We start from the raw sequence: 25,023 nt of genomic DNA on the forward strand, positions 1-25,023 counted from the left end.
AGTTTGAAAAGCAACAAGAAATGGGTTCTTAGGGATAGGGACCCGTAGTCAATGGAAAGCGGAACAAATTTTTTCGGATTTGTCAAAAACAGAAATTTAGATTGTCCTCAAACTTGACATAGTACCATTTTCTTTGTCAGAAGAAAGAAAATGAGGACGTCCCTGTTGTTTGATCGGCACCAATCCTTCTACGCCCTGCTCACGAAAACGTTTGAGGATCTGATTGACAGTGGACGGATTGCAGCCGACGATTTTGGCAATTTCACGCTGCGTATAGCCTTCCAGAGAAAGGCGCACGACCATGCAATGGTTAAAAACACGATGAGTAGGATGGTCTTTTTCAAGAGTTTTGAGTTGTTCGAGAATTTCATCATTTGATAAAGCTGGATTCATAGAGATACACTTCTTTCTATCTATCTTTATTATTGAAACGCTTTATTGTTTAAGTGTTAAATGATTTGAACAAGTCATTTGAGCAAAGGCGGATTATTTAGGATAATCTATATAGCAAAGCCGTTCGAGCATCGTATTCTGGGTGAAGGAGAGATCGACTTTCTGTCTTTGTTTGATTTTTTAAAGAATAAAGGTTTTTCAAAGGCGGTTTCTTTGGAGCCGGAGGTGGATCCTGAAGGGGCGATCGAGTCGATGATTCGGCTAGATTCGATATTGTGAATTAATTAACAAATCACTTGCACTTCGTATCTCTTTTCTTATAATAAGGATAGAGGAGATAGGAAGTATGATCGTAGCAAGAGAAGAGTTTGAAAAAAACATTCAATATTTTATGAAACGACTCGAGAAAGAAGAGGTTTTTGTGTTTGAACATGGAAAGTTGATCGCGACTCTCTCTCATCCAGATCGAGCGTCTCATGAATCCTCGAGTTCGATCGAGGATCGGTTCGAACGGATCATGAATTGTTAGAGCGCTAGCGCTCTTTTTTCTTTTTGGGTGTTTTTTTCTGAAAAAAAGTATGGTATAGTTTACTAGTAAATGGCGCGTTCGGCAAGCGGTTAAGCCACAGCCCTCTCAAGGCTGTATCACGGGTTCAAGTCCCGTACGCGCTACCATAGTCTATAAACCCTTAAGGATATTCCTTAAGGGTTTTATTTTTTTAGAAAAAAAGTCCTTTGAGCAAGACTCAAAGGACAAAATTATTGATTCTTTACACTTTTCTCATTTAAATAAGCGCCGATCAAATAGAGGACCGAAAGAGCGATCACGATCAAATAAGCGATCCAGTTGAGATTTCCATTTTCACTATAGTAGAAGAAGGCTTCTAAAATGAAAAGGGCGATCATTCCGAAACCATACCATTTAAGTGTTCTTGTATATAGAAGGTTCGAGGCCATCTTGACGCCTAAATATCCAACAGCGATCTCAGCGACCGAAACGAGCATGCCAACGGCTAATCTTCCGGAATCGAGGATAAACATTTGTCCAAGGACGCTTCCTTGGATCGTTCCGATGATATCATCCGAGATCATCCCGCCGATTTGGATACATAGCGTGATGACGCCTAATATAACGAATAGATAGCCTGTTGTTTTCAGTAAAGTACTTCCTTTTGCTTCCATGTCTATTACCTATATCCTTTCGTAATTATCTTACGTTCGTGAAAATTGAAGTTCAATTGTTATGCAATAGACAGTCGGTGTTTGGCTTATCGATGGAATTTTCCGAGGACTTTTCCCACGCAGCGAACATCCATTTCCGGTTTGAGCAAGATATCGGAATAAGCTGGATTGATCGAGTGAAGCGTGTTGGAATGGTATTCCTTGATAAAAGAAGAGCCATCGACGACAAAAATGCCGACTTCGCCGATGTTGACGGATTGCTGCTTCTTTACTTTCACGTATTCGCCATCCATGAATTTAGGCTCCATGCTGTGTCCATCTACTTTCAAGATATAGTCGATCTTGCGATTGGCTGGCGTGTCTTCAAGCTCGATCGTTTCTTGATCGACATTCTCATCCATATAGTTCCCGCTTCCGGCTGCTGGAGAGACTTGATAAAAAGGAACTTGGATGACCGGAGTGTCCGTGAGGGTTTCTTCTTCCGTGTGATCGAGAAAGCGAAGGATCAGTTCATCGATCGATTTTCTTTGCCACGATTCGAGTGAACGATAGTTTTCTATATGCTTTTGTTCGAGAGTCGAGAGCTCTGCGTAATCTTGATCTTCGCTCCAATCCAAGATCTGATTGGGATCCACATCTAAGATGCGGCATAGATTCAAGATCATATCTGCATCAGGCTTATTGTCTCCTCGTTCCCAGTTAGAAATCACGTTTTTTGTTTTTCCAAGCATCTTGGCTAAGTCGCCTTGAGTGATTTTTTTACGTTTTCGCGCTTGGCGGATCTGATTGGATAAAGACATATCTGCATCGCTTCTTATTTAAAATATCGAACATTTCCAAAAAGAGGAATCCGATGGATCCTAACCGTATAAAGTAAGAAGCGCTCCTTTCTTTTTTACATAATTCCTGGATACGATTAGAATTTTGTTTTTCTGTATTTATAATACCAAAAGCATAAAGAAAAATACAGATAAATTATCAGAATTTATATGTTTTTTTGGATTGAATTCTAATATTTTCTGTGTTAATATCCGCATGTACAGAATTAATGTGATTTAAGAAAGGATGGTACACGATGAGTTACGAATTTATGGACATGATCAACAATCATTTAGAGGAAAATATTCTCATCAAGCAGCAGCGGGAAGAGGAGCTGGCCAAGAAAAAACAAATGCGGATACAGAAAATCTTGACTTGCATCCTGAGCGCTGGTCTGATTCTACTTTCTTTCATGATGGAGACGCCGCATTAAAACGAATAGTCGACTTACAAGTATTCAAGAAACGAGTGTGATAGAATCTAAATAAGGAGGTTCTATATGCCGAATAAAACACATCAAGACGCGATCAAAGAATACGGGTACAAGATCGGTCCAGCGGAAGTGGATACGAATACGAACCCTGTAGCCTATTATGTTGAAGATGAACAGGGAAAGCGCACAAAGATCACAAATAATGAAGCGCTCGAGTTCATCGCGAATGCGAAAATGGGGAATCATGACGGGAATATCCATACGTATGACAACTATGTTCAATTGTTCAATATTTTAGGAATTCGACCAAAATTATGGTAATTTTGAACCGATTTTATTTAAAAATCGGTTTTTTTATGGGAAAAATGCGAAAAAAGGGTTTTGAAACCGTTTACACTTTTGCTTGAAAGCGTTAAAATAGGACTAGTTTTTAAGTTGAGAAAGGAATAGAGATTATGGAATTTACTTCAACTCAAATGGTGACGATCTTAGGAGCCATCATCGTGATCGCTGTTCTTGCTTTGCTTTATGCGCTGAACTTATTCATGACTGTTAAAAACGAAAGTTCAGGAAACAAGAGAATGCGGGCCTTAAGCTCTTATATTCATGAAGGAGCTATGGCATTCTTAAAGCGAGAATACAAGATCATTATCATTTTTATCATTGTTGTCGCTCTTCTTTTAGGCGGGCTTGGTTTTATTCCATCGCTCCAGGGAATCGATGGCGTTGGTTTGAATGGCGCAATCTGCTTTGTCGTGGGTGCTTTTAGCAGCGGCTTGGCTGGATTTATCGGAATGCAGGCGGCCACGATGGCTAACGCGAAAGTGGCGCAGGCCGCGAAAGAAAGAGGAATGTCAAAGGCGCTCAACATCGCGTTCAATGGTGGTTCTGTTTTAGGGATCAGCGTCGTAGGCTTTGGTCTTTTAGGGCTTGCGGCATTATATATGATCTTCACATTTGTTTTAGGGGATCCGATCCAAGCGGTTCCCGTTGTCGCTGGTTATTCGCTTGGCTGCTCGTTCATCGCTTTGTTCGCCCGTGTAGGGGGCGGTATTTATACGAAGGCGGCTGATGTAGGCGCCGACTTGGTAGGTAAAGTCGAAGCGGGTATCCCGGAAGACGATCCACGAAATCCTGCTGTTATCGCTGACAATGTTGGTGATAATGTCGGGGATATTGCCGGTATGGGTTCGGACTTGACTGAATCATATGTTGGTTCGATCGTTTCTGCGATATCGTTAGGTTTGACAGTCACGATCTTAGGTGAAAATTATACATTGCAGGCGGCCCTTTTCCCGTTTTTGATCGCAGCTGTCGGGATCATCGCTTCGATCTTAGCGCAATTGTTCGTGCGGATGAAGAATTGGGAGAATCCGCAAAAAGCGTTATCGATCGCGACTTATGTGGCTACTGGTATCGTCTTGCTCGCCGCTTGTTTGGCAAGTTCTTGGTTGTTTGGAACGTTCATGCCATTCCTTTCAGTAGCAACTGGACTGATCGTGGGTATTCTTTTAGGAAAGATCGCCGAATACTACACTTCGGATGAATATGGAAAAGTCAAAGAGATCGCTTCGGAATCTCAGACTGGCCATGCGACAAATATCATCGCTGGTTTTTCGGTGGGAATGGAATCGACGATGTTGACTGTCCTCGCGTTGGTGGGCGGCATCATTTTATCGTATTTGTTTTTTGGAATGTATGGGATCGCGCTTGGTGCAGTTGGAATGCTTTCTACTTGCGGAATTACAGTGTCTGTTGACGCCTATGGTCCGATTTCGGATAATGCGGGCGGTATTGCGGAAATGGCCGAGCTGGATCCAGGTGTTCGTAAGATCACGGATCGTCTAGATTCTGTGGGCAACACGACAGCCGCGATGGGAAAAGGATTTTGTATTGGTTCGGCTGCCTTCACCGCGTTGGCGATGATCGTTGCGTTTGCGGAAGCGGCGGATTTGACAGTGATCTCGTTATTGCAGCCGGGTGTCTTGATCGGATTGCTTTTTGGCGCGATGCTTCCTTATTTCTTTACCGCTTTAACGATCCGTTCGGTAGGGAAAGCGGCGAACCATATGATCAATGAGGTGCGTCGTCAATTTAAAGAAGATCCAGGAATTATTGAAGGCACATCGAAACCGGATTATGCCAAGTGTGTCGATATTTCGACGGCGGCAGCTTTGAAAGAAATGATCGTTCCTGGCTGCATCGCGATCGTATCTCCGATTTTGATCGGTATCCTTCTTGGCTGCCAAGGTCTTGGAGGCATGTTGATCGGGGCTTTGATCTCAGCGATCATGCTCGCGGTGTTCATGGCCAATTCTGGCGGCGCGTGGGACAATGCGAAAAAATATATCGAAAGCGGGCAATTTGGAGGAAAAGGTTCTGATTCTCATAAAGCGGCAGTTACGGGCGATACGGTCGGAGATCCATTCAAAGATACGGCAGGGCCGGCGATGGATATCTTGATCAAGTTGATGTCGGTAATTTCTTTGATGCTAGCTCCAGTTCTTATGAAGCTGACTCCTCTATTGAGCTTCTTGTTTCAATAACGATTGACCGAACTATCGTTCGGTCTTTTTTTTGTGAAATTACTTTGTTAAGATGATTTTAGGATAGGGAGGCATGAGAGATGTTAGGGATCCGCCAGCAAGAATTATTTGATCTAATGGATCAAAATGAGTTTCGTTCCGCCACGTATTTTTCAAAACAATTGAATGTGAGTCTTAAAACAGTTCGGAATGATATTAAAAAGCTTGATTGCGCTTTGCGTAAGTATGGTTCGAAAATCGAATCCAAACCTCATTACGGGTATCGTTTAGTCATCGTGGATCAAGAAGCGTTTAAAAACTTGCTTAGCGAAGTCAATTCGAAAAACACATTAGCTGATTATGATCGAAATACGTATTTATTGCGCCTATTGTTGATGAGGGGCGATTTCATCAAGATCGAAGATTTGTGTTCGCAGCTATATGTCTCGAGGACCAGTATCACGAATTCGATCCGGCAAATCGAAAGCATCTTGGAACAATATTCTTTGTCGTGTATTCGAAAGCCGTCGCAAGGGATCCGGATCGAGGGGGAAGAGTTCGATATTCGAAGACTGCTTTGCTACATGCTGCTCAAAGACAACTATCTAGAAGGGCTTATACAGCAAGAAACAGAACAGTATTGGCTCGCGCATACGATCATCGAACTGCTCAACAAATATGATTTGCATTTGACCGAAGTCGCGTTGAATAGTTTTATCAATTATGTTTTCGTAGGTATCAATCGAATGTTGAGCGGCAAGTTCGTGAACTTGAATTTAAATGTGGAAAGTTTCAATGCGATCGGGATCAAGGAATCAAGCTTCTCGAACGAGCTGATCGAGACGTTAGAGAATAAATATAATATTACGTACACCAATGATGAAAAGAATTATATTTTACTGTATTTAGGCGGGAAACAAATGGCGGGCGGTGGCTATTCGATCGAGAGCGATGATAATTTTATTTTTAATCGAGAGATCGATCAATTATCGTTCGATATGATCGAATTGATCAAAACGGAGTTTCAGATCAATTTTCCAAATAATTTTGAATTGCGCATGACGTTGAATCGTCATCTTGTTCCGCTCGATATTCGTATGCGCTATGGTCTTCCGCTTACGAATCCAATGATCGAGGAGATCAAGAAAAATTATTCGCTCGCTTATGATATGGCTATACGCGCCTCAAGCGTGCTCGTCAACCATTATCATCGTTCGCTTTCGGAAGATGAAATTGGATATTTGGCTTTGATTTTCGCGCTTCAACTCGATAAAGATTCGGAAGAGTTTTTGAAAAAGTCTAACGTGCTCATCGTCTCTAATGTCACGACTTCAGCAATGAATCTATTCAAGCTCAAATATGAAAAGATATTTTCCAACACGATCAATCATTTATATGTATCCGATCTGATGGGGTTGAGGAATTTTGATTTTTCTCTTGTCGACTATGTCTTTACGACACTTCCTTTGACAGTAGAAGTGCCTAAGCCGATCTTTGAGATCAATTCTTTTATGAATGATCATGATATTCAGTCGATCGAAGAAGCTTTATGGCGTGCTGAGTCGAATGAATTGCGAAATTTCTATACGCCGAAGCGTTTTTTGACGAATATTAGTGGCGACGACAAGGAGAGCGTGCTCAAACAAATTTGCACGATCATAGAGGAGCAAGAAGATGTTTCGGATGATTTCTATGATCTTGTGATGCAACGTGAAGAATATCCACATATGATGTACAACAATATGATCGCTATGCCGCATCCCAACCGTATTTGTTCGGCTTACACGTTTGCGTATATCGCGATCTTGAAAGAGCCGATCATCTGGAACGATGAAATGGTCAAAGTTGTTTTGTTGTCTTCTCCAGGCAGTCAGGATAGTCGGAATCGTCAGCGTTTTTATGAGATCACCGCGAAATTTGCGCTGAATAAAGAAGCGATCCAAGAGCTGATCCAAAATCCGACCTTCTCGACTTTCATCGAATTGCTAGGAATTTGACTCTGCCCTTTCCGTTTGTGGCAATGTGGGTTAACGTGGGATCATGGTAAGCATTTTGTTCCAAAAATGGGCAAATTTTGTGAACAATGTAGAAATATCGGGAAAAATTCAGTATAATCTCCTTGTTAGCGCTTAATTACCACTTTTATTCTAGTAAAATATTCTGTTGAAGTTTAGTTGAAGAATACTATAATTAAAGTGTGAAACGAAAGAAAACGTTATCATTTTTATGAAAATTACCACGTTTGTGGTAATCATAAAATAGAAAGGAGGATATCAATGTTAACAATCAGATTATTCTGTGCTGCTGGCATGTCGACAAGCTTACTTGTAAACAAGATGATCGAAGAAGCTAAAAAAGAAGGAAAAGAAGTTGACATCGTGGCTTACCCTGTCAACGAACTCGATCGTCGTCTTGCTGGCGTGGATGTCGCTCTTCTTGGACCTCAAGTTGGTTACTTGAAAAAGAAAGCGCAAAAAACAGCGGCAGATGCCGGAGTACCCCTTGATGTGATTCCAATGGCCGATTATGGACGCTGCAACGGAAAAGCGGTATTGGAACTCGCTGAGAAACTGGCGAAAAAATAAGGTTTTAAAACAAAAAAACAGAAAAGGAAAATAGGAGAGAAAAAGATGAGTGAATTTATTAATGATAAAGTCATACCTCCAGTGATGAGCTTTATCAACACGAAACCTATGCAGGCGTTGAAAGACGGTTTGTTGTATTCGATGCCTCTGATGATCGTAGGTTCTGTATTCTTGCTTTTGCAACAGTTTCCAATCGCCGCGGTTGGTGAATTTTTGACCAGTGTTGGTTTGTACGACATCTTCACGACGACGTACGCGAACACGTTTAACATTATGTCTTTGATCGCAGCCATGGGTATCGCCTACACCTACGCGAAAAACGAAGGATTCGAAGGTATGCCGGCCGCGGTTATCTCGCTGTCTGTTTGGTTGATGTCCCAACCGCAGTCGGTTATGTTCAACGAAGAAGCGGTTGGCGGCGTTGTCGATCGTACTTGGCTTGCTGGTCAAGGTATGGTTGGCGCTTTAGTATTTGGTGTCATCGTAGGTATGATCTATTGCTGGTTCTTGAAAAAAGATATCACGATCAAAATGCCTGCCGGCGTGCCTCAAGGTGTTGCCAACGCGTTCACAGCTTTGATCCCTGCGGCAGCCATCATCGTGGGATGGACAGCGATCATTTATATCGTTGATATCACGATGCATACGACAGTCATGCAATGGGTATACGCAATGATCCAAGCGCCTTTGCAAGGTTTGACAGATAACTTGGGTGGTGTCATCGCTCACCAGTTCCTCGTTACGTTCCTGTGGTGGTTCGGTATCCATGGTGCGACGATTGTCGGTGGTGTCATGGGTGGTATCCTGACAGCCAACGTTTCGGACAACCAGGCGATTCTCGACTCCGGTCGCGAACTGACAGTTGCCAACGGTGGACATATCTTTACATCTCAATTGATCGACCAATTCTGTACAGTTACAGGTTCTGGTTTGACTCTTGGTCTTGTAGTTTACCTTTGCTTCTTCGCAAAATCTGAACAGCTTCGTTCGATCGGTAAACTCGGTATCGGGCCAGGTCTCTTCAATATCAACGAACCGATCTTATTCGGTACCCCGATCGTATTGAACCCAATGCTTGCGGTTCCATTCATCTTGACTCCAGTGCTTTCTGGTGCGTTGACTTACTTATTGATCCAATGGGGAATCTTGCCTATGTTTACAGGTGTCGTTGTTCCTTGGACAACACCTCCAATTATTTCTGGTCTATTGGTTAATGGCTGGAAGACAATGGTATGGCAGGCAATCGTTATCGTGGGATCGTTCTTCATATACTTCCCATTCATCAAGATGTATGACAACCAATTGTATAAAGAAGAACAGGAAGCTGCTGAATAAACTAGAAAAGAGGAAATTAGAATTCTATGGAAGGATTAGAATTAATTTGTTTTCAAATCATTTCTGCATCAGGCGGTGCTAAATCTGCATATATGGCTGCTCTAGAAGCCGCAAAAGAAGGCGACTATGAAGAAGCTGAAAAAATGATCAAAGAAGGCGACGAAATGTTGAACCAAGGGCATGCTCCGCATGCTACATTAGTTCAGCAAGAAGCGGCTGGAAATTCTCCAGAAGTCTCGTTGATCTTGATCCACGCAGAAGACCAAATGATGGGTGCTGAATCTTTTAAAGCGATGGTTGAAGAATTCATCGAAGTCTACAAACAACTTGACGCTTTGAAAGCAAAAGTAGCTTAATACATTCAATGAAGAGATCCGAATCTCGGATCTCTTTTTTATGTGGTGGAAGCGGGAAATACAAGCGCACTTTTTCTTTTTATAATAAACATTCATATTTTTTTAATTTTATATTCTAAAGATACATAAAGGAACCAGAAATACAATTATAATGTTTATTTATGAAAGAAGGGGGATTGTGCTAGACAAGTTTTATTATGTAGACGCTTTTGTGAACGGAAAGGAAAAGACGCCGCACTATATTCCTAACTTCATTATGACCAGTCGGAGAGCGCCATTAAATTATCCATTTATATATGGCTGCGATTTCCGTTATGATGGAATCTTTTTGTGGCGGTTGACAAAGCAGGAAGATTCACTTTTGATTCCATATTCCGAAATCAAGTGGATCGAACTGCTTGTCGTGCGGCGGTGTTGGGGGACTACGATTCTTACTATGATGATCCCGTGGTTTGACTTTGACCTGGTCATCCATCGCAAATACGATGAGATCGAAATCGAATTTCCAGCCTTCTATGAATTCCGAGAAGTTGTCGAAGACTTGAATAAAAACGGGTTGTATGTGATAGATCACCTAGATCTACTCAAACGTTTTCCAGATGAAAAATCATTCAAAGAAAACTTTTCCGCTTATTTTGAGAAAAACTATCATGAAATCGCGCAGCAGAACGGTCTTGAAGATCCGCGGATCGGCTTCAAAAAGACACAATGGTGAAAAAGAAGGAAGGGAACGAAATGAGACAAAAATATTACTACGCTCGCCTTATGACCGAGAAAAGGAAGAAATCCTATGCAAGCAAGACGAAAACAATGTTGAAAAGAGCGGCTGCGATGTCAGGTTTTGCGATCGATCCTTCTATGAGCATGTCGCATCCGTTTATCCGCGGATGCGAATTCCGCTATAATGAAATAGAACTATACCGGCTACAAGATCTCAACGATACATTTACCATTCCGTATTCCAAGATCAAATGGATGGATTTCTTCGTAGTTGCTAGACGCTGGGCTGGAGGCGGCGTGATGATGGCACTCAATGTCATGTACAATTTCGATCTTGTTATTCATCTAAAAGACGATAAGGAAATCGAAGTGGAGTTCCCAGCCGATTATTCATTTAGAACGATTATTGATCAGCTAAGACCGATAAATGTTCCAGTGATCGATCAATTTGATGTATTTGCGAATTTCCCAAATGAGCGCGCGTTCAAAAAGGAATTTGTCCCTTATTTTCAGGAACATTATTCCAACTTAGCCATGCAATACGGACTTGAAGATCCTCGTGTCGCCTTCAATCCAATGTAGTTTTTAAGCTTCAATTTCATATTGTTTTTCCAAGATGAATGAGGTAGAATCTCATTAGAAAGCACTTACAAATATAAGTAATTGCGACATAGGAGGATTTAAAATGTTAACAGTTCGTTTATTCTGTGCTGCTGGAATGTCAACTAGCCTATTAGTAAACAAAATGATCGAAGAAGCTAAAAAAGAAGGAAAAGAAGTTGATATCGTAGCATACCCAGTGAATGAGTTAGACCGCCGTCTTGATGGGGTTGACGTTGCTCTTTTAGGGCCACAAGTTGGATACTTGAAGAAAAAAGCGCAAAAAACAGCCGCCGATGCGGGTGTACCTCTCGACGTGATTCCAATGGCTGATTATGGACGCTGCAACGGAAAAGCCGTTTTGGAACTCGCTGAAAAACTCGCAAAGAAATAGGCAGAAAAGCTCCTTGGGGAGCTTTTTTTCAGAAAGGAGAATTAAATGCTAGATCTAGGAATCGATATTGGCGGAACATTTATTAAATACGCCATTGTAGACGATGAAAATCAAATTGTCCGTAAATGGAAAAAAGAGACGATCAAACACAAGAATAAAGATCAATTTTATGAGTATTTGTGTTCGGATTTGCCGTTAGAAAACATTCGATATATTGGAGTGAGTGCTCCTGGTGTATTGGCGATGGACTCGACCATTCTTTCAAAAGCCGCGGAGAATGTTTGTATCATGTATCAAACCAATGTGAGAGATGAAATCCATAAAAGAACACATAAAGCTGTTCATGTCCTCAACGATGCAAAAAGCGCAGGATTTTGCGAAATGCAGATCGGAAACGGAAAAGGAACAGCATCAAGTGTTTATTTCGTGATTGGAACAGGCATTGGAGGATGCGTTTGTGACGATAGCCATGTTGTTGAAGGGGTAAACCGTATCGCTGGCGAATTTTCAAACCTTCCGATCGGTTTTAAAGAGGATGGATCGATTCAATTCTTATATGAAATCGCTTCGATGAGCGCTTTGATCTCGATTTATAACCGGTATGCCGATCAACCAGTTCAATATGGTACAGAAATCACAGAAAAATATCATGCAGGAGATCCTATGGCGATCAAAGCTTTTGATGAATGGTGCCGAAATATTTGCGCCGGACTCTTTCAGATCATCATATTCTATAACCCAGAAGTGATTTGCATAGGCGGAGGGATCTCGCAAGAAGAGTGGTTTATCGAAAAGCTCAGAAGCATGATCCAAAGCGAAATCAAGCTCCCATTCCAAGGCTTGTTTTCAACGAGGATCGAATCTTGCCGCTTCAGCAACGACGCTAACCTATTAGGCGCGATCTTATTCGCACGCCAAAAAGAGATGGAAAATTGATCCATCTCTTTATTTTTCTTGAATATCGATGACCACAAATTCACTTGAGCCCATCGTTCTTGCCGGAAATCCCCAACCATTCACGCCCGAAGAAGTGATCGCCGTCAGCTCCCCACGATCTTGAAGCCCGTATCGCAAATCTACATTCCAATACAGATCCATCAAATAGCCAAACGGATACAATTGACCATTATGTGTGTGACCTGAAATCATCAAATCCACTTTGCCGCTATCCATCACCTCTTGCGTTTGGATCGGCTGATGATCGACTAAAATCGTAAACTGACTTTTTGGGACCGACTTTAAAAGCGTTTCTACCGAAATCCGATCTTTTCGCTTTAGAGAATAATCGCTTCGACCTGCAATCACCATGCCATGCGATTCTGCGATCTGATCGTTCAATATGTGAATGTTCGCCTTTTTTAAATTGGATTCGTATTCACTTTGGGTAAATTTTTTATTCCATATTTTTGGCTGCAAATCATGATTGCCATAAATATAGAAAACATCGGCCGTTTTGCTCAAAGTCTTTAAAGCATGAATGCATTGTTCCATATCTTTTTTGCTTGTTTGTTCATCCGTTATATCGCCACCGATCAAGACGATGTCAGGATCGGTTTGCGCCATCTTGGAAACAAGCACCTCTAGGGAGCCAATATCCATACCATTCGGATAATGGAGATCCGAAAAAAATAAAACCCGCGTCGGCTTGACTTTCTTTTCTGTTTCCAGCGAATATTCAATCTCGATCCGCTCTTGAAAATGAAAGGCGCCATACACTGTATAACTGAGTGCGCAAAAGGCACAAAGAAGAAGCATCCAAAAAGATACGCGCTTCTTTCGAAACCACTGAATTCCCTGAATGAGAAGTGTAAAAACAAAGGTATATAAAACAAAAGGAAAGTACAAAGAATTTTTATACATACCAGGCATGAAAACGATCGCACAAGCCAAAAAGACGACCCAAGGATTCCATTGCGACTTATCGTTTTTTATGATCGTCCACCAGTCCCAGATCAAAAAGGAAACATAGACACAAATGAGTAATTGAAAAAAAACCATACCTAACATCACCGTTAGTGTACCACCGAATCATTAAAAGAATGAAAACAATGCATTAAGACTTGCGAATCAAACAAAAAAACAAATAATAAAAGTATGAAAACAATCATTACCGATTTAGATGGAACACTTCTAGACCATGGAACATTACATCCGCATACGATCAAAACCTTAAAGAAATTTCAAAAAAACGGCCGCTTGATCTTAGCAAGTGGGAGAAGTCTAAAAAATATGAAACTATATGTTGAGCAGTTGGAAATGGCATCCTTTCAAAATGGAGCGTTGATTGGTTTGAATGGGCTTGAACGTTATGACTTTAAGACAGGCACTTATCATAAAGAACAAGGTATTTCAGCAAAAGAAGTGAAAAAAATCGCCCGCTCTTTCCGATTCAATTCTCTTCTGATCATGGTCGACCTTCCCGATCAAGAAATGAAGATCAACACGGTCTTTTCTTTTCTGCTACGATTTGCAGCCATCAAAAGACTACGTCAAAGAAGTCGTCTAAAAACGTATTCGAACCAAAATGAACCGATCGATAAGATCATCGTCTTATTTTATATAGGAACAAAACGACACCTAGATGCGATCCGTCGCCAATTCAAAGCGTATCAAATCTTGAGGATTGGACGCTTCTGGATCGAAATCATGCCCCAAGGAATCGATAAACAAATACAAATTCAATATTTTATGAAACAATATGCGATTTCAAGTCACGATCTATATATATTTGGTGATGGAGAAAACGATCGCAACATGCTTTCGCTAACCCAACATAGCTACGCTCCAAGCTCAGCTCTTGAAGAAATCAAACGCACGGCCAAACACATTTGCCCGCCTCCTGCCAAGGAAGGGGTGGCGAGAGTGATCGAATCGCTCTTCGATTGACTCTAACTTGTTCAATAACGATAAAGATGGGATAATAACCCTAAAAGAAAGAAGGGTAAGTATGAAGAAATTAGGATTTGGCTGCATGCGCTTTCCTTTGCTTGATGAAAACGATCCCAAGAGCATCGATCTTGAACAAGTAGAAAGGATGTTCGACATCTTTTTAGAGAAAGGTTTTCTTTATGTCGATACCGCCTATCCATATCATGAAGGAGAAAGTGAAAAAGCCGTAAAAAAAGCGCTCGTCGAACGCTATCCACGCACATCGTTTCGTCTAGCCGACAAACTGCCGACCTTCAACTTAAAAGAAGAAGCAGACTGTCCGCGGATCTTTCAAGAACAGTTGGAAAAAACGGGGGTTTCGTATTTTGATTACTACTTGATCCATTGCTTAACGAAAGATCTGTATGAAACAGCTAAAAAATGCAAGGCCTTCGAATTCGTGCAAACAATGAAAGAAGAAGGGAAAGTCAAGGAGTTTGGTTTTTCTTTCCACGATACTCCAGAAAAGCTCGACGAGATCTTGAGTGATCATCCAGAAGTCGACTTTGTCCAGCTTCAAATCAATTATTTAGATTGGGAAGCTGAAAATGTTCAATCGAGAGCTTGTTATGAAGTGGCGAGAAAACATGGCAAAGAAATCGTGATCATGGAGCCGATCAAAGGCGGCAGCTTGATCGATCTTCCGAAAGAAATCGAAGCGGATTTGAGAAAAGCGGATCCAGAACAAGACAACGCTTCGTGGGCGATCCGGTTCGCGGCCTCTTTGCCAGGCGTTCGTATGGTTTTGTCAGGCATGTCTTCACTTGAACAAATGCTCGACAATATATCTTTCATGGAAAATTTTGTTCCTATGAGCGAGGAAGAACAAAAAATCGTGCTTGAAGCCGGGGAAAAGATCCGGAAAACGGTGGCGATCCCTTGTACCGGTTGTGAATATTGTGTGGCGGGCTGTTCTCAAAACATTTGGATCCCCGAATATTTCAAGCTTTATAACGAACGGCAAAGAACTCTTTCGAAAGGGCATGATAAAGCGTATGACCAGGCGATCCAAACGCATGGAAAAGCGAGCGATTGTATCGAATGCCATCAATGCGAAAGGATGTGTCCTCAACACTTGCCGATCGTAGAATCATTAAAAAAAGTATCGGAAAGTTTTGAATAGAAAAAAGGTCTCTAGAAAGAAAAATAGAGGCCTTTTCATTTTATTGTTTTGGGGCTTCGTCGTGTTCCTTCATTTTGCTGTGGATCACTTCACCCAATGTTTTTTTGCTTGCAGACATGGCGCTTTGCTCATGTTCGATTCCCTTCAATTCCCAATGGATCAACCAAGTCATCGCGGCCTTGATCACAATGATCATTCCGATCTGCAAGAGTTCGTCCATATTCCGGGCAGTCACGGTTCGCAAGATCTCGCTTCCTAGCTTGAATGTCAGTCCGATCGATTGTCCATGCAATAAATAAACGCGCGCATTTGGATCGTGCTTCAACAATTTAAAGAACGCTAAAAAGGTCGTATATAAAATAATACCGATTGAAATCAATTCCAAAAAATCGATCGAGAGACCCGCGAACGTACTGACTAAGTGGTTTAATTCTTCATGCATCTAGATCTTCCTTTCAATGCTTACTTTCCTAAGCAGAATTTAGAAAATAAAGTATCGAGCAAGTCGTCTCTAGAAACCTCTCCTAAAATTTCTTTGAGGTGGTCATGGGCGCTCTGAATATCGATTTCGATCAAATCAGGCTCTGTTTCTAGTTCCATGGCTTGTTTCGCTCTCATCATATCTTCCTTCGCTAAATGGAGTAAACCAATTTGCCTCTCATTAGACAAAAGAGGCTTTTCAGATAATACATTTTCTTCATAGAGCTTTTCAAGAGCGTTTAGCAAAGATTGGATCTTTTTTTCTTTCGCGCAGATCACGATCCCCTCTTCAGGGATTTTTTTCACAAGATCGGACTTATTATAAAGACAAAGTCGAAGTTTATCTTTCGTGAGCGACAAAAGTCGGCGATCTTCTTCATCGAGCGGTTTTGAAGCATCGAACACTAAAAGGACGAGCTGCGCTTTTTCTAGCATCTGCTCTGATTTTTGAATGCCGATCTTCTCGATCGTATCTTTCGCTTCTCGGATCCCGGCCGTGTCTATCAAATTCAAACGAACCCCTTTGACTTGGATCTGGCCTTCCACGATATCGCGAGTTGTTCCTGCAATATCTGTCACGATCGCTTTTTCTTCGTCGAGAAGAGCATTGAGAAGCGAACTCTTTCCTACATTGGGCTGGCCAAGGATCACTGTATCGATTCCATTTTTCGCGACTTGTCCACTCTTAGCCCGAACCAAGATCTGATCGATCTTTTCTAGCCATGCATTCGTTTTAGGAAGTAGTTTTGAAAATGTGAGTTCTTCCACATCCTCATATTCAGGATAATCGATATTCACTTCGATCGTTGCGATGATGTCCATCAAATCATCGATCAATGGTTCTAAAAGCGCGCGTATGGAGCCTCGTACTCCTTCGATCGCAAGCTGAGCGGAAGCGTCGCTGTTCGCTTCGATCAACTCTTCGACAGCTTCTGCTTGGGCGAGATCGATCCGGCCATGATAAAAAGCCCGCTGGGTAAATTCGCCCGGTCTTGCAAGTCGAGCCCCTCTTTGAAGGAGAAGGCCTAAGATCTTGCGCGTGATAAAAACGCCACCATGCGCATTGATTTCTACAACATCCTCTCGAGTATATGTTTTTGGCGCACGAAATACAGAAACGAGCACTTCATCCACGAGAGTATCGTTATCATATATATATCCATAGGTAATCGTATGCGATTCTTTTTGACTGAGATCTTTTGAAAAGATGGAGTTTACGATAGGCAAGGCGTCTTCGCCACTGATTCGAATGATGGAGATCGCGCCTTCTTGCAGCGGAGTCGAAATTGCTGCGATCGTATCTGAAAACATAAGAAACCTCCTTTAGAATGAGTTTATTCTATCATGGAATCTCAAAGAGTGTTTGAAAGAAAAAATGGACAAAAAATGTTAAAATAGGGACTAAGGAGCGAATTATGAAAAAACTGACATGGGATGATACCGAAGAAATCGTGGAAGGACTCAATCAGCATAAGATTTACGCGTTTCCTACCGATACAGTGTATGGGGTTGGCGTGGCATATGGTGATTTGAACGATTTGACTTCCCTTAAACATACGAAGCATCGACCAGAAGAAAAGCCGATCCCGATGATGGTCTCCAACCTGGAGCAGATCGAATCGGTCGCTCAGATCGATCCATTGGCCAAATGGTTGATTAAAGAGTGGATGCCGGGGGCCTTTACGATCGTTTTGCCTTTAAAACAAAATGTATCGAAAGAATATACAAATGGAAAAGATACGATTGCGATCCGGATGCCGGATTCAGCAAAGCTGCTTGGATTGATTGAACGATTAGGGAGGCCGATGATGGTCTCATCGGCGAATCAGTCCGGAGAAGCAAGCGCGCTCACTTATGAAGAAGCAGCGCAAGCATTGCCAATGATCGAGGGGGTCGTCGATGGTCAATGCCTGGGGGGAGTTGCGAGCACGATCGTTTCTTGTTCGAATGGTATTCCAGTTGTTTTGCGAGAAGGACCGATCCGTAAAGAAGAAATCATTCAATCATGCAGGAGAGGAGGATTTGAATGGTAAGGATCATTACGGATACGACATGCGATATCGTTCCTGAACAATGGCAAGTGCTAGGTATCGATGTCGTTCCATTGAATATTGAATTTGATGATTGCACGTATAAAGATCGAATCGAGCTTTCACCCGATGATCTCTATGAAAAACTTTCTTCATTGGATCATTTGCCAAAAACTTCACAGCCAGCTCCTGGCGCGTTTTTGGATCTCTACAACAAATATCCAGAAGAAGAGATCGTGGTTCTTCCTTTATCGAAAGGGTTGTCGGGAACGTATCAAAGTGCGTTGCTGGCAAAAGAGATCTCTGAGCGAGAAGACATTTATGTAGTCGATACGAATTTTACTTCCCAAGGGCTTCGTTGGATGGTCTATGAAGCGATCAAAATGCGCGATGAAGGAAAAAGCGCGTCAGAAATAGCCGAAGCGATCCAAGAAATGAAGGATCATATTCGTTTGATCGCGATCGTCGATAAACTGGATTACTTATATAAAGGCGGTCGTATTTCAGAGGCGGCGATGTTAGCTGGGAATTTTATCAAACTGCATCCGATCATTGGATTGGAAAACGGAAAAATTTCCATGTTTTCCAAAGCGCGCGGAAAAAAACAAGCAGTCAAGGAGATCCAGAAGCTTATGAAGGAGCATGATATTGTCTTAGACAAAGCGTACTTTGGCTATTCTGGCCCCTATAAGCCAGAAGAAATGGAAGACTTTATTGAAGAGATGAAAAAAGGGTATCCATTTCAAGATGTGGACGTCTCCCAGATTGGCTCGCTAGTCGGCACCCATACAGGACCGGGATTAAAATGTATAGTCTTTTATTATAAATAAGCGCTTTCACTTTCTGAAAGTGCTTTTTATATATTTTTTTTAAGTATTTGTTGACTGAAACAGAAATATAATTAAAATATTTTAAGTAAATGGAGGACATGTGATCAATCAAGAGTTTAAATATGTATATGACCTTTTTCGAGAGAGTTTTTATGAAAGTCTTTGTTCGAAGGAGCTGAGTTTGCCAGAAGCGTTCAGTATCGATGTGATCGAATTGTTGCAAGAGCCAACGATCCTCGAATATGCCAACTATATGCATATATCGCAATCCAATGCGACCTACAAGATCAATCAATTGATCGCAAAAGGCTATGTAGAAAGAGTGGAATCGAAGACGGATAAAAGAAGTGCGCACTTAAAGGTGACGCCAAAAGCAAAAAGGCTCTATCGAAAAAATGACGAATATATCGAAAGCGTGATGAATCATATTCGAAATAGTTACACCTATGAGCAAGTCCTGCTTTTAGAAACGATGCTAAAAGAAATAGCGAAAGAAATGGAAAGGGAAAAAGACCATGGTAAAACTCATTGTTGATTCTGCGAGCGACTATACGCTAGAAGAAATCAAAAAAAAGGAACTCTCACTCGTTCCGATGGAAATCGAATGTCAAGGAAAAAACTATAAAGATCGGATCGATATAGAACCAGACGCTTTTTATGACTTGCTTTTAGAAAGCCCGTCGCTACCTAAAACGTCGCAGCCTTCTCCTGGCGCCTTTTTGAAGGCGTACGATGAATGGGAGCATGAGATTGTTGTGATCCCGATCGCCAAAGAATTGTCAGGAACCTATCAGTCTGCGGTTCTCGCCAAAGAAATGAGCGAGCGCGAAAATATTGAAGTGCTCGATTCAAAACAAGTCACACTTTCTTTGCGTCTACTTGTCGAGGAAGCGATCCGTCTTCGTGACGAAGGAAAAAACGCGAAAGAAATCAAAAAAGAGCTAGATGCTTTGAAAGAAAGAACTCATCTTTTAGCGATCGTCGACACGTTAGAATATTTGTATAAGGGAGGGCGTTTATCGAAGGCGGCCTACATGGCAGGAAACTTCTTGAAGATCAAGCCGATCATAAGCGTTATCGACGGAAAGGTGGAGGTGATCTCGAAGGCTCGCAGCAAGAAAACGATCCTTTCGGAAATCACAAAACAACTCGAAGAACAGGGGGCCGATCTATCAAACGTGTATTTTGGATATACGGGAAAGACGCACGATATTTCTTGGTTCACAGACGCTCTCGCTTCTAAATTTTCGCTCCAGGATCCTACAATATATCAAGTAGGGGCGGCGATCGGGACCCATGCTGGCCCTGGCGCGATCGCAATCGCGTATGCAGCCAAATCCAATTGACAAAATAGAATAAGTTATGTACGATTACCACAGAATCGCGATGAACAAGAGGAGTACGTATGTTTTTTGATCGATAGAGAGCTCTTGGTTGGTGGAAAAGAGAGATCGAGCATAGGGAAGAAAGGCTTGGGAGCGACAGTAATTCCTGCTTTAAAGGATTGGACCGGATCGGTTCTTGAGGTTTTTTAGGCAACTAGAAAACGAATCAGGGTGGTAACGCGAGCACTTCGTCCCTGGAGTGCTCTTTTTTTGTGGAAAAGGAGATAAAATGGCAGAAAAAAAGAAAAAAGGACAAGAAAAGTTGTCGGAACAAGAAAGAGTAAGACGCCAAAAAATGGAGGATCTAAAGGCGATGGGTGTAGATCCTTTCGGATCGGCGTTCAAGCGGACCCATCGTTCTGGCGATATTCTTCCGATCTATAGCGACTATACAAAAGAGGAGCTCGAAGAACAACAAGTTCCTGTGACTGTGGCTGGGCGGATCATGACCAAACGCAGAATGGGAAAAGCGGGCTTTATGCATATTCAAGATCTTGATGGACAGATCCAGATCTATGTTCGTAAAGATACGGTAGGCGACGATGCGTATGAGATCTTTAAAAAGAACGACTTAGGCGATATCGTAGGAATTTCAGGAACTCTCATGAAGACGGATCATGGGGATCTTGCAATTCGCGCCAAAGAGTATACTCATTTGTCAAAATCGCTTCGGCCGCTGCCAGAAAAGTTTCATGGCTTGACAGATACGGAAGAACGCTATCGCAGACGGTATGTTGATTTGATCATGAATCCAGAAGCGAAAAAGATCGCGGTGACTCGTCCTCGCATCATTCGTGCTATTCAAGAGTATTTGGATGGACAAGGTCTTATGGAAGTTGAAACACCTGTTTTGCAGCCAATTCTTGGCGGCGCGGCAGCTAGACCATTCATCACGCATCATAATACTTTGGATATGCCATTCTATTTGCGGATCGCGACCGAGCTTCCTTTGAAGCGTTTGATCGTTGGCGGTCTCGAGGGCGTTTATGAGATTGGCCGTCTTTTCCGGAATGAAGGAATGGATCCAATGCACAATCCAGAATTTACGACGGTCGAAGCGTATGTCGCTTATTCGGATCTGCATGGCATGATGGATCTGATCGAAGGCTTGTTCAAGTTCGTATCGAAAAAAGTGCTAGGCACTACAGACATTGAATATAAGGGAGTCAATCTGCACTTTGGTGAACCGTTTAAGCGTATTACGATGTGCGAAGCCATAAAAGAAAAGACAGGTATTGATTTTAAACAAGAAATGAGTTTTGAAGAAGCGAAGAAGCTAGCCGAAGAAAAGGGGATCGTGGTCGAGAAAAAGCACAATTCAGTAGGACATATCATTTCGTTGTTCTTCGATGAATTTGTGGAGGAGACGATCGAACAGCCGACCTTTGTCTATGAATATCCGATCGAGATCTCGCCATTAGCGAAACGGAATACGAAAGATCCTCGATTTACCGATCGTTATGAGCTCTTTATTTGTGGAAGCGAATACGCTAACGCCTTCTCGGAATTAAATGATCCGATCGATCAAAGAGAGCGTTTTGAAAAGCAATTGGAACTTAGAGACTTGGGCGATGATGAAGCGAATGAAATGGATGTCGATTATATTGAGGCGCTTGAGTACGGTATGCCTCCTACAGGCGGTGTTGGTCTTGGAATCGACCGCTTCGTGATGCTTTTGACGAATCAAAAGACGATTCGCGAAGTACTGTTGTTCCCGCATATGAAAAATTTGAATGATGATTCAAAGAAAAAAGAAAAGCCAAAGATGGAAGAACCAAAGGAAAAAGAGGTCATTGATTTTTCGAATGTCAAAGTAGAACCATTGTTCGAGGAAGATGTCGATTTTGATACTTTCAGTAAATCGGATTTCCGGGCAGTGAAAGTCAAGGAATGTGTGGCTGTTCCAAAATCAAAGAAGCTTCTTCAATTTACTTTGGACGATGGTACAGGCAAGGATCGGACAATCTTGAGCGGGATCCACGCTTACTATGAGCCAGAAGAACTTGTCGGCAAGACTTTGATCGCGATCACGAATTTGCCGCCACGCGCCATGATGGGAATCGAATCGTGTGGTATGTTGTTAAGCGCGATCCATGAAGAAAATGGAGAAGAACGACTGCATCTTTTGATCGTGAATGATCATATTCCTGCAGGGGCTAAATTGTATTAAGACTTCTATAAATTGAACGATGAAGATCAAGTATCGATCTTCATCGTTTTATAGATTGTGTGATTTTCTTTGTAAAAGGTGTTAGAAGTCAAAGCCCGTATTCACTACAATAAAGATAAATCAAACATAAAGGAGAGGAAGAAATGGAAACTAGAAAAGATTGGTGGAAAAATAGTGTGATTTATCAAATCTATCCGCGAAGCTTCATGGATTCGAATGGAGATGGGATCGGCGATCTGAATGGGATCCGCCAGAAATTGGATTACTTGAAGCTTTTAGGTGTGGATGTGCTATGGCTTTCCCCTGTTTATGCTTCGCCAAACGCGGACAATGGATACGATATTTCCGATTATCGCGCGATCATGGAAGACTTTGGAACGATGGAGGATTTTGACGCCTTCTTAGCGGAAGCCCATGAAAAAGGATTGAAGATCGTTATGGATCTTGTGGTCAATCATACTTCGGATGAGCATGCTTGGTTCTTGGAGGCACGATCTTCCAAAGAAAATCCGTATCGGGATTATTATATTTGGAAAGATGGAGATACGGAACCAAACAATTGGGGCTCCGTTTTTTCGGGATCGGCTTGGGAGAAGGATGAGGCGACAAATCAATGGTATTTGCATCTTTTCGCGACAAAGCAGCCCGATCTGAACTGGGAAAATGAAAAAGTTCGTCAAGAAGTGTATTCCATGATGACGTGGTGGCTCGATAAAGGCGTAGATGGTTTTCGGATGGATGTGATCAATTTGATTTCAAAAGATCAACGCTTCTTGGACGCTCCGACCTATGGAGGTTTATATGGGAATTCGATGATCTATACAGCAAACGGACCGCGCGTTCACGAATTCTTGAAAGAAATGAATCGCAATGTTTTATCGAAGTACGATATCGTGACAGTTGGAGAAGCGCCTGGAGTCACGGTAGAAGAGGCGAAGAAATATACGAGTGCAGATGAAAATGAATTGAACATGGTATTTCAATTTGAAATGATGTCGATCGACCAAGGTGAATATGGAAAATGGACACCTATTCCTTTTGACTTAAGGAAAATGAAGCAAAACTTCAAAAAGTGGCAAGAGGGATTGGCGGATCAAGGCTGGAACTCTTTATATTGGAACAATCATGATCAGCCTCGAATCGTATCCCGTTTTGGGAACGCGAGCGAAGAATGGCGCAAAAAGTCCGCGAAAATGTTAGGACTCTGTCTCCATATGCATCAAGGAACGCCATATATTTATCAAGGCGAAGAGATCGGAATGACAAATGTTCGTTTTGATTCGATCGAGGATTATAAGGATGTAGAGATCTTGAACGCGTATAAGGAGCTTGTGAAGGATTCGAAACGATTAAGCGAGGATACGTTTATGGAAGGGGGTTATCGAATGTCCAGAGACAATGCGAGAACGCCAATGCAGTGGAACGATCAGAAAAACGGTGGTTTCTCAAGCGGACAGCCATGGATCGGCGTGAATCCGAATTATCGAACGATCAATGCGGAAGAAGCGTTAGCAGACCCTGATTCGGTTTTCTATTTTTATCAAAAGCTCATCGATTTGAGACATAAACTTCCGATTCTCACAAATGGTGTCTATAAACAATATTTGGAAGAAGATGAAAACGTGTATGTTTTTTCTCGAGAAGGAGAGAATGAATCGCTTGTCGTGTTGTGCAACTTTTCTCGATCCCCACAGCATGTCGTTTTACCGGATGAACTTGTAGGAAATGCTCAGCTGCTTTTGAGCAACGAGGAAGAAAAAGAGCTTCAGAAGGAGATGGATCTTACACCATACGAAGGGATCGTTTATCAAATCAAAAAATAAAAAAGCTTGTTGGTTGAAGAAAATATAAAAAGCGTAGATATCGCTGCGAAATCTACGCTTTTTATATTTCAGCCAAAATAAAAACTTACGAGCATGTATAGCCGTAAGTTACTTTCAAATGGAGCAGGTGATGAGAATCGAACTCACGTAGTCAGCTTGGAAGGCTGAAGTTCTACCATTGAACTACACCTGCGAATAAAAATGGTGACCCGTGGGCGATTCGAACGCCCGACCCTTTGATTAAAAGTCAAATGCTCTACCAGCTGAGCTAACGGGTCACATGGTGCCGACTATAGGAATTGAACCCACAACCTACTGATTACAAGTCAGTTGCTCTACCAATTGAGCTAAGTCGGCATTAAACATGGTGGAGGCTAACGGGCTCGAACCGCTGACCCTCTGCTTGTAAGGCAGACGCTCTCCCAACTGAGCTAAGCCTCCGTGTTTCTTAACGCTCATTTATAATATATCGAGAATCTAATTCTGTCAACGCTTTTCGCAAAATTTTTTTAAAAAAAGTAAAAGCTACCAAAGGAGGATAAAACCTGGTAGCTTTCGGGAGAGTTGAAAACATCTGTTGATGGGACAAATACTTTCGTTGGCTGTAACAGTCAGCGATGGAGTATACTGACTGTTCCCCTATTTAAACACATCCCGTCTTTACGGGTTTAGCACCATTTTTTTTGACCTCTTATCCTCATATACTATCTGTTTATCCCTTATTTAAAGGGATTTTTTTTGTGCATCTTTTTTTTGAATTATTTTTTTATATGCTATAATAATGATGTTAAGGTGTTTTACACGGAGGACGTTTTCATGGCTTATTTCCTTAAAAAATCGCATCTCAAAAATGGCTTGTATCTTCAGATCTATTTCTCTTTCCGCGATCCCGAAATCAAAGAGACCCGCCAC

General features: G+C 41.9%; 26 protein-coding genes, 5 tRNA genes and 1 other annotated feature. Of the genes, 21 read left to right on the top strand and 10 right to left on the bottom strand.

Features of this window, described 5'->3' with window-relative positions; all coding sequences use genetic code 11:
* Positions 1 to 96 precede the first annotated feature (96 nt).
* Positions 97 to 393, bottom strand: a complete 297-nt coding sequence (locus BO225_RS08105) for a helix-turn-helix domain-containing protein (protein ID WP_076341741.1) — start codon at positions 391 to 393, stop codon at positions 97 to 99.
* A 346-nt stretch (positions 394 to 739) separates the two neighbouring features.
* On the opposite strand from BO225_RS08105, the gene BO225_RS08110 reads away from it, so the two are divergent.
* Together BO225_RS08110 and BO225_RS08115 are read left to right on the top strand one after the other, a co-directional pair.
* The gene (locus BO225_RS08110) at positions 740 to 922 is read left to right on the top strand and encodes a hypothetical protein (RefSeq protein WP_076341742.1); all 183 of its coding nucleotides are present in this window, start codon (positions 740 to 742) and stop codon (positions 920 to 922) included.
* A 71-nt stretch (positions 923 to 993) separates the two neighbouring features.
* Positions 994 to 1,068, top strand: a tRNA-Glu gene (locus BO225_RS08115).
* Positions 1,069 to 1,152: 84 nt separating this feature from the next.
* Here the strand turns inward: BO225_RS08115 and BO225_RS08120 are convergent.
* Positions 1,153 to 1,575, bottom strand: a complete 423-nt coding sequence (locus BO225_RS08120) for a hypothetical protein (RefSeq protein ID WP_076341743.1) — start codon at positions 1,573 to 1,575, stop codon at positions 1,153 to 1,155.
* An 86-nt stretch (positions 1,576 to 1,661) separates the two neighbouring features.
* A complete protein-coding gene (locus tag BO225_RS08125) occupies positions 1,662 to 2,375 on the bottom strand; it encodes an XRE family transcriptional regulator (protein WP_076341744.1) in 714 nt (237 codons plus the stop codon).
* Positions 2,376 to 2,650: 275 nt separating this feature from the next.
* Between BO225_RS08125 and BO225_RS12400 the strand changes: the two genes are divergently transcribed.
* The 11 genes from BO225_RS12400 to BO225_RS08175 all read left to right on the top strand — a co-directional run bounded on the left by BO225_RS12400 (position 2,651) and on the right by BO225_RS08175 (position 12,278).
* Positions 2,651 to 2,827: a hypothetical protein gene (locus BO225_RS12400; RefSeq protein WP_158023818.1), complete on the top strand. Its 177-nt coding sequence runs from the start codon at positions 2,651 to 2,653 to the stop codon at positions 2,825 to 2,827.
* Between the two features lie 66 nt (positions 2,828 to 2,893).
* Positions 2,894 to 3,148: a hypothetical protein gene (locus tag BO225_RS08130; protein ID WP_076341745.1), complete on the top strand. Its 255-nt coding sequence runs from the start codon at positions 2,894 to 2,896 to the stop codon at positions 3,146 to 3,148.
* Between the two features lie 134 nt (positions 3,149 to 3,282).
* Positions 3,283 to 5,373 carry a sodium-translocating pyrophosphatase gene (locus BO225_RS08135; protein ID WP_233120311.1) on the top strand — a complete coding sequence of 697 codons (2,091 nt, stop codon included), beginning with the start codon at positions 3,283 to 3,285 and terminating at the stop codon, positions 5,371 to 5,373.
* Between the two features lie 80 nt (positions 5,374 to 5,453).
* Positions 5,454 to 7,349 carry a BglG family transcription antiterminator gene (locus BO225_RS08140; protein ID WP_076341746.1) on the top strand — a complete coding sequence of 632 codons (1,896 nt, stop codon included), beginning with the start codon at positions 5,454 to 5,456 and terminating at the stop codon, positions 7,347 to 7,349.
* A 279-nt stretch (positions 7,350 to 7,628) separates the two neighbouring features.
* On the top strand, positions 7,629 to 7,937 hold the full coding sequence (locus BO225_RS08145) for a PTS sugar transporter subunit IIB (RefSeq protein ID WP_076341747.1): 309 nt from the start codon (positions 7,629 to 7,631) through the stop codon (positions 7,935 to 7,937).
* A 45-nt stretch (positions 7,938 to 7,982) separates the two neighbouring features.
* Positions 7,983 to 9,272 (top strand): PTS sugar transporter subunit IIC, encoded by a 1,290-nt coding sequence (locus tag BO225_RS08150; RefSeq protein WP_076341748.1) that lies wholly within the window; start codon positions 7,983 to 7,985, stop codon positions 9,270 to 9,272.
* Positions 9,273 to 9,298: 26 nt separating this feature from the next.
* Positions 9,299 to 9,628, top strand: a complete 330-nt coding sequence (locus BO225_RS08155; RefSeq protein WP_076341749.1) for a PTS sugar transporter subunit IIA — start codon at positions 9,299 to 9,301, stop codon at positions 9,626 to 9,628.
* A 178-nt stretch (positions 9,629 to 9,806) separates the two neighbouring features.
* On the top strand, positions 9,807 to 10,343 hold the full coding sequence (locus BO225_RS08160; protein ID WP_076341750.1) for a hypothetical protein: 537 nt from the start codon (positions 9,807 to 9,809) through the stop codon (positions 10,341 to 10,343).
* Between the two features lie 20 nt (positions 10,344 to 10,363).
* The gene (locus tag BO225_RS08165; protein WP_143356803.1) at positions 10,364 to 10,930 is read left to right on the top strand and encodes a hypothetical protein; all 567 of its coding nucleotides are present in this window, start codon (positions 10,364 to 10,366) and stop codon (positions 10,928 to 10,930) included.
* 103 nt (positions 10,931 to 11,033) lie between these two features.
* Positions 11,034 to 11,342, top strand: coding sequence for a PTS sugar transporter subunit IIB (locus tag BO225_RS08170; protein WP_076341752.1), 309 nt, complete (start codon positions 11,034 to 11,036; stop codon positions 11,340 to 11,342).
* 45 nt (positions 11,343 to 11,387) lie between these two features.
* On the top strand, positions 11,388 to 12,278 hold the full coding sequence (locus tag BO225_RS08175) for an ROK family protein (RefSeq protein ID WP_076341753.1): 891 nt from the start codon (positions 11,388 to 11,390) through the stop codon (positions 12,276 to 12,278).
* Between the two features lie 9 nt (positions 12,279 to 12,287).
* Here BO225_RS08175 and BO225_RS08180 read toward each other — a convergent pair whose 3' ends face one another.
* Positions 12,288 to 13,340, bottom strand: coding sequence for a metallophosphoesterase (locus BO225_RS08180; RefSeq protein WP_076341754.1), 1,053 nt, complete (start codon positions 13,338 to 13,340; stop codon positions 12,288 to 12,290).
* 96 nt (positions 13,341 to 13,436) lie between these two features.
* Here BO225_RS08180 and BO225_RS08185 point away from each other — a divergent pair, with 96 nt between their 5' ends.
* Positions 13,437 to 14,228 (top strand): HAD-IIB family hydrolase, encoded by a 792-nt coding sequence (locus tag BO225_RS08185; RefSeq protein WP_076341755.1) that lies wholly within the window; start codon positions 13,437 to 13,439, stop codon positions 14,226 to 14,228.
* A gap of 61 nt (positions 14,229 to 14,289) precedes the next feature.
* Positions 14,290 to 15,393: an aldo/keto reductase gene (locus BO225_RS08190; protein ID WP_076341756.1), complete on the top strand. Its 1,104-nt coding sequence runs from the start codon at positions 14,290 to 14,292 to the stop codon at positions 15,391 to 15,393.
* 40 nt (positions 15,394 to 15,433) lie between these two features.
* Here the strand turns inward: BO225_RS08190 and BO225_RS08195 are convergent, their stop codons facing one another.
* Entirely contained in the window at positions 15,434 to 15,835 is a 402-nt protein-coding gene (locus tag BO225_RS08195) for a DUF1622 domain-containing protein (protein WP_076341757.1), read from the bottom strand.
* 20 nt (positions 15,836 to 15,855) lie between these two features.
* Positions 15,856 to 17,184 carry a tRNA uridine-5-carboxymethylaminomethyl(34) synthesis GTPase MnmE gene (mnmE, locus tag BO225_RS08200; RefSeq protein WP_076341758.1) on the bottom strand — a complete coding sequence of 443 codons (1,329 nt, stop codon included), beginning with the start codon at positions 17,182 to 17,184 and terminating at the stop codon, positions 15,856 to 15,858.
* Between the two features lie 104 nt (positions 17,185 to 17,288).
* Between mnmE and BO225_RS08205 the strand changes: the two genes are divergently transcribed.
* The 6 genes from BO225_RS08205 (at position 17,289) to BO225_RS08230 (ending at position 24,111) form a co-directional block, all read left to right on the top strand.
* Positions 17,289 to 17,906, top strand: coding sequence for an L-threonylcarbamoyladenylate synthase (locus BO225_RS08205; RefSeq protein WP_076341759.1), 618 nt, complete (start codon positions 17,289 to 17,291; stop codon positions 17,904 to 17,906).
* Complete coding sequence (locus BO225_RS08210; protein ID WP_076341760.1) at positions 17,900 to 18,733, top strand: DegV family protein; 834 nt, start codon at positions 17,900 to 17,902, stop codon at positions 18,731 to 18,733. The genes BO225_RS08205 and BO225_RS08210 overlap by 7 nt, the downstream gene beginning before the upstream one ends.
* Before the next feature lie 100 nt (positions 18,734 to 18,833).
* Positions 18,834 to 19,268 (top strand): MarR family winged helix-turn-helix transcriptional regulator, encoded by a 435-nt coding sequence (locus tag BO225_RS08215; protein WP_076341761.1) that lies wholly within the window; start codon positions 18,834 to 18,836, stop codon positions 19,266 to 19,268.
* Complete coding sequence (locus tag BO225_RS08220; RefSeq protein WP_076341762.1) at positions 19,249 to 20,079, top strand: DegV family protein; 831 nt, start codon at positions 19,249 to 19,251, stop codon at positions 20,077 to 20,079. Before BO225_RS08215 ends, BO225_RS08220 begins: the two co-directional genes overlap by 20 nt.
* A gap of 31 nt (positions 20,080 to 20,110) precedes the next feature.
* Positions 20,111 to 20,317: a binding site (T-box leader), on the top strand.
* A 30-nt stretch (positions 20,318 to 20,347) separates the two neighbouring features.
* Positions 20,348 to 22,288, top strand: a complete 1,941-nt coding sequence (gene lysS / locus BO225_RS08225) for a lysine--tRNA ligase (RefSeq protein ID WP_076341763.1) — start codon at positions 20,348 to 20,350, stop codon at positions 22,286 to 22,288.
* A gap of 143 nt (positions 22,289 to 22,431) precedes the next feature.
* Positions 22,432 to 24,111 carry an alpha-glucosidase gene (locus tag BO225_RS08230; protein WP_076341764.1) on the top strand — a complete coding sequence of 560 codons (1,680 nt, stop codon included), beginning with the start codon at positions 22,432 to 22,434 and terminating at the stop codon, positions 24,109 to 24,111.
* A gap of 119 nt (positions 24,112 to 24,230) precedes the next feature.
* Here the strand turns inward: BO225_RS08230 and BO225_RS08235 are convergent.
* From BO225_RS08235 to BO225_RS08250, 4 genes are all read right to left on the bottom strand, one after another.
* Positions 24,231 to 24,304 (bottom strand) — tRNA-Gly (locus BO225_RS08235).
* Between the two features lie 9 nt (positions 24,305 to 24,313).
* Positions 24,314 to 24,389, bottom strand: a tRNA-Lys gene (locus tag BO225_RS08240).
* A gap of 3 nt (positions 24,390 to 24,392) precedes the next feature.
* Positions 24,393 to 24,468 (bottom strand) — tRNA-Thr (locus BO225_RS08245).
* 8 nt (positions 24,469 to 24,476) lie between these two features.
* Positions 24,477 to 24,552 (bottom strand) — tRNA-Val (locus BO225_RS08250).
* Positions 24,553 to 25,023: the final 471 nt, after the last annotated feature.

This window comes from Dubosiella newyorkensis (assembly GCF_001945605.1).
Lineage (GTDB): Bacteria > Bacillota_I > Bacilli_A > Erysipelotrichales > Erysipelotrichaceae > Dubosiella > Dubosiella newyorkensis.

Bases quoted from the DNA above. Each gene is read 5' to 3' on its own strand.
- mnmE (WP_076341758.1), bottom strand. From the start codon at position 17,184: ATGTTTTCAGATACGATCGCAGCAATTTCGACTCCGCTGCAAGAAGGC.
- BO225_RS08140 (WP_076341746.1), top strand. From the start codon at position 5,454: ATGTTAGGGATCCGCCAGCAAGAATTATTTGATCTAATGGATCAAAAT.
- BO225_RS08185 (WP_076341755.1), top strand. From the start codon at position 13,437: ATGAAAACAATCATTACCGATTTAGATGGAACACTTCTAGACCATGGA.
- BO225_RS08125 (WP_076341744.1), bottom strand. From the start codon at position 2,375: ATGTCTTTATCCAATCAGATCCGCCAAGCGCGAAAACGTAAAAAAATC.
- BO225_RS08155 (WP_076341749.1), top strand. From the start codon at position 9,299: ATGGAAGGATTAGAATTAATTTGTTTTCAAATCATTTCTGCATCAGGC.
- BO225_RS08150 (WP_076341748.1), top strand. From the start codon at position 7,983: ATGAGTGAATTTATTAATGATAAAGTCATACCTCCAGTGATGAGCTTT.
- BO225_RS08130 (WP_076341745.1), top strand. From the start codon at position 2,894: ATGCCGAATAAAACACATCAAGACGCGATCAAAGAATACGGGTACAAG.
- BO225_RS08180 (WP_076341754.1), bottom strand. From the start codon at position 13,340: ATGGTTTTTTTTCAATTACTCATTTGTGTCTATGTTTCCTTTTTGATC.
- BO225_RS12400 (WP_158023818.1), top strand. From the start codon at position 2,651: ATGAGTTACGAATTTATGGACATGATCAACAATCATTTAGAGGAAAAT.
- BO225_RS08145 (WP_076341747.1), top strand. From the start codon at position 7,629: ATGTTAACAATCAGATTATTCTGTGCTGCTGGCATGTCGACAAGCTTA.
- BO225_RS08230 (WP_076341764.1), top strand. From the start codon at position 22,432: ATGGAAACTAGAAAAGATTGGTGGAAAAATAGTGTGATTTATCAAATC.
- BO225_RS08175 (WP_076341753.1), top strand. From the start codon at position 11,388: ATGCTAGATCTAGGAATCGATATTGGCGGAACATTTATTAAATACGCC.
- BO225_RS08205 (WP_076341759.1), top strand. From the start codon at position 17,289: ATGAAAAAACTGACATGGGATGATACCGAAGAAATCGTGGAAGGACTC.
- lysS (WP_076341763.1), top strand. From the start codon at position 20,348: ATGGCAGAAAAAAAGAAAAAAGGACAAGAAAAGTTGTCGGAACAAGAA.
- BO225_RS08120 (WP_076341743.1), bottom strand. From the start codon at position 1,575: ATGGAAGCAAAAGGAAGTACTTTACTGAAAACAACAGGCTATCTATTC.
- BO225_RS08165 (WP_143356803.1), top strand. From the start codon at position 10,364: ATGAGACAAAAATATTACTACGCTCGCCTTATGACCGAGAAAAGGAAG.
- BO225_RS08220 (WP_076341762.1), top strand. From the start codon at position 19,249: ATGGTAAAACTCATTGTTGATTCTGCGAGCGACTATACGCTAGAAGAA.
- BO225_RS08210 (WP_076341760.1), top strand. From the start codon at position 17,900: ATGGTAAGGATCATTACGGATACGACATGCGATATCGTTCCTGAACAA.
- BO225_RS08195 (WP_076341757.1), bottom strand. From the start codon at position 15,835: ATGCATGAAGAATTAAACCACTTAGTCAGTACGTTCGCGGGTCTCTCG.
- BO225_RS08170 (WP_076341752.1), top strand. From the start codon at position 11,034: ATGTTAACAGTTCGTTTATTCTGTGCTGCTGGAATGTCAACTAGCCTA.
- BO225_RS08190 (WP_076341756.1), top strand. From the start codon at position 14,290: ATGAAGAAATTAGGATTTGGCTGCATGCGCTTTCCTTTGCTTGATGAA.
- BO225_RS08135 (WP_233120311.1), top strand. From the start codon at position 3,283: ATGGAATTTACTTCAACTCAAATGGTGACGATCTTAGGAGCCATCATC.
- BO225_RS08110 (WP_076341742.1), top strand. From the start codon at position 740: ATGATCGTAGCAAGAGAAGAGTTTGAAAAAAACATTCAATATTTTATG.
- BO225_RS08105 (WP_076341741.1), bottom strand. From the start codon at position 393: ATGAATCCAGCTTTATCAAATGATGAAATTCTCGAACAACTCAAAACT.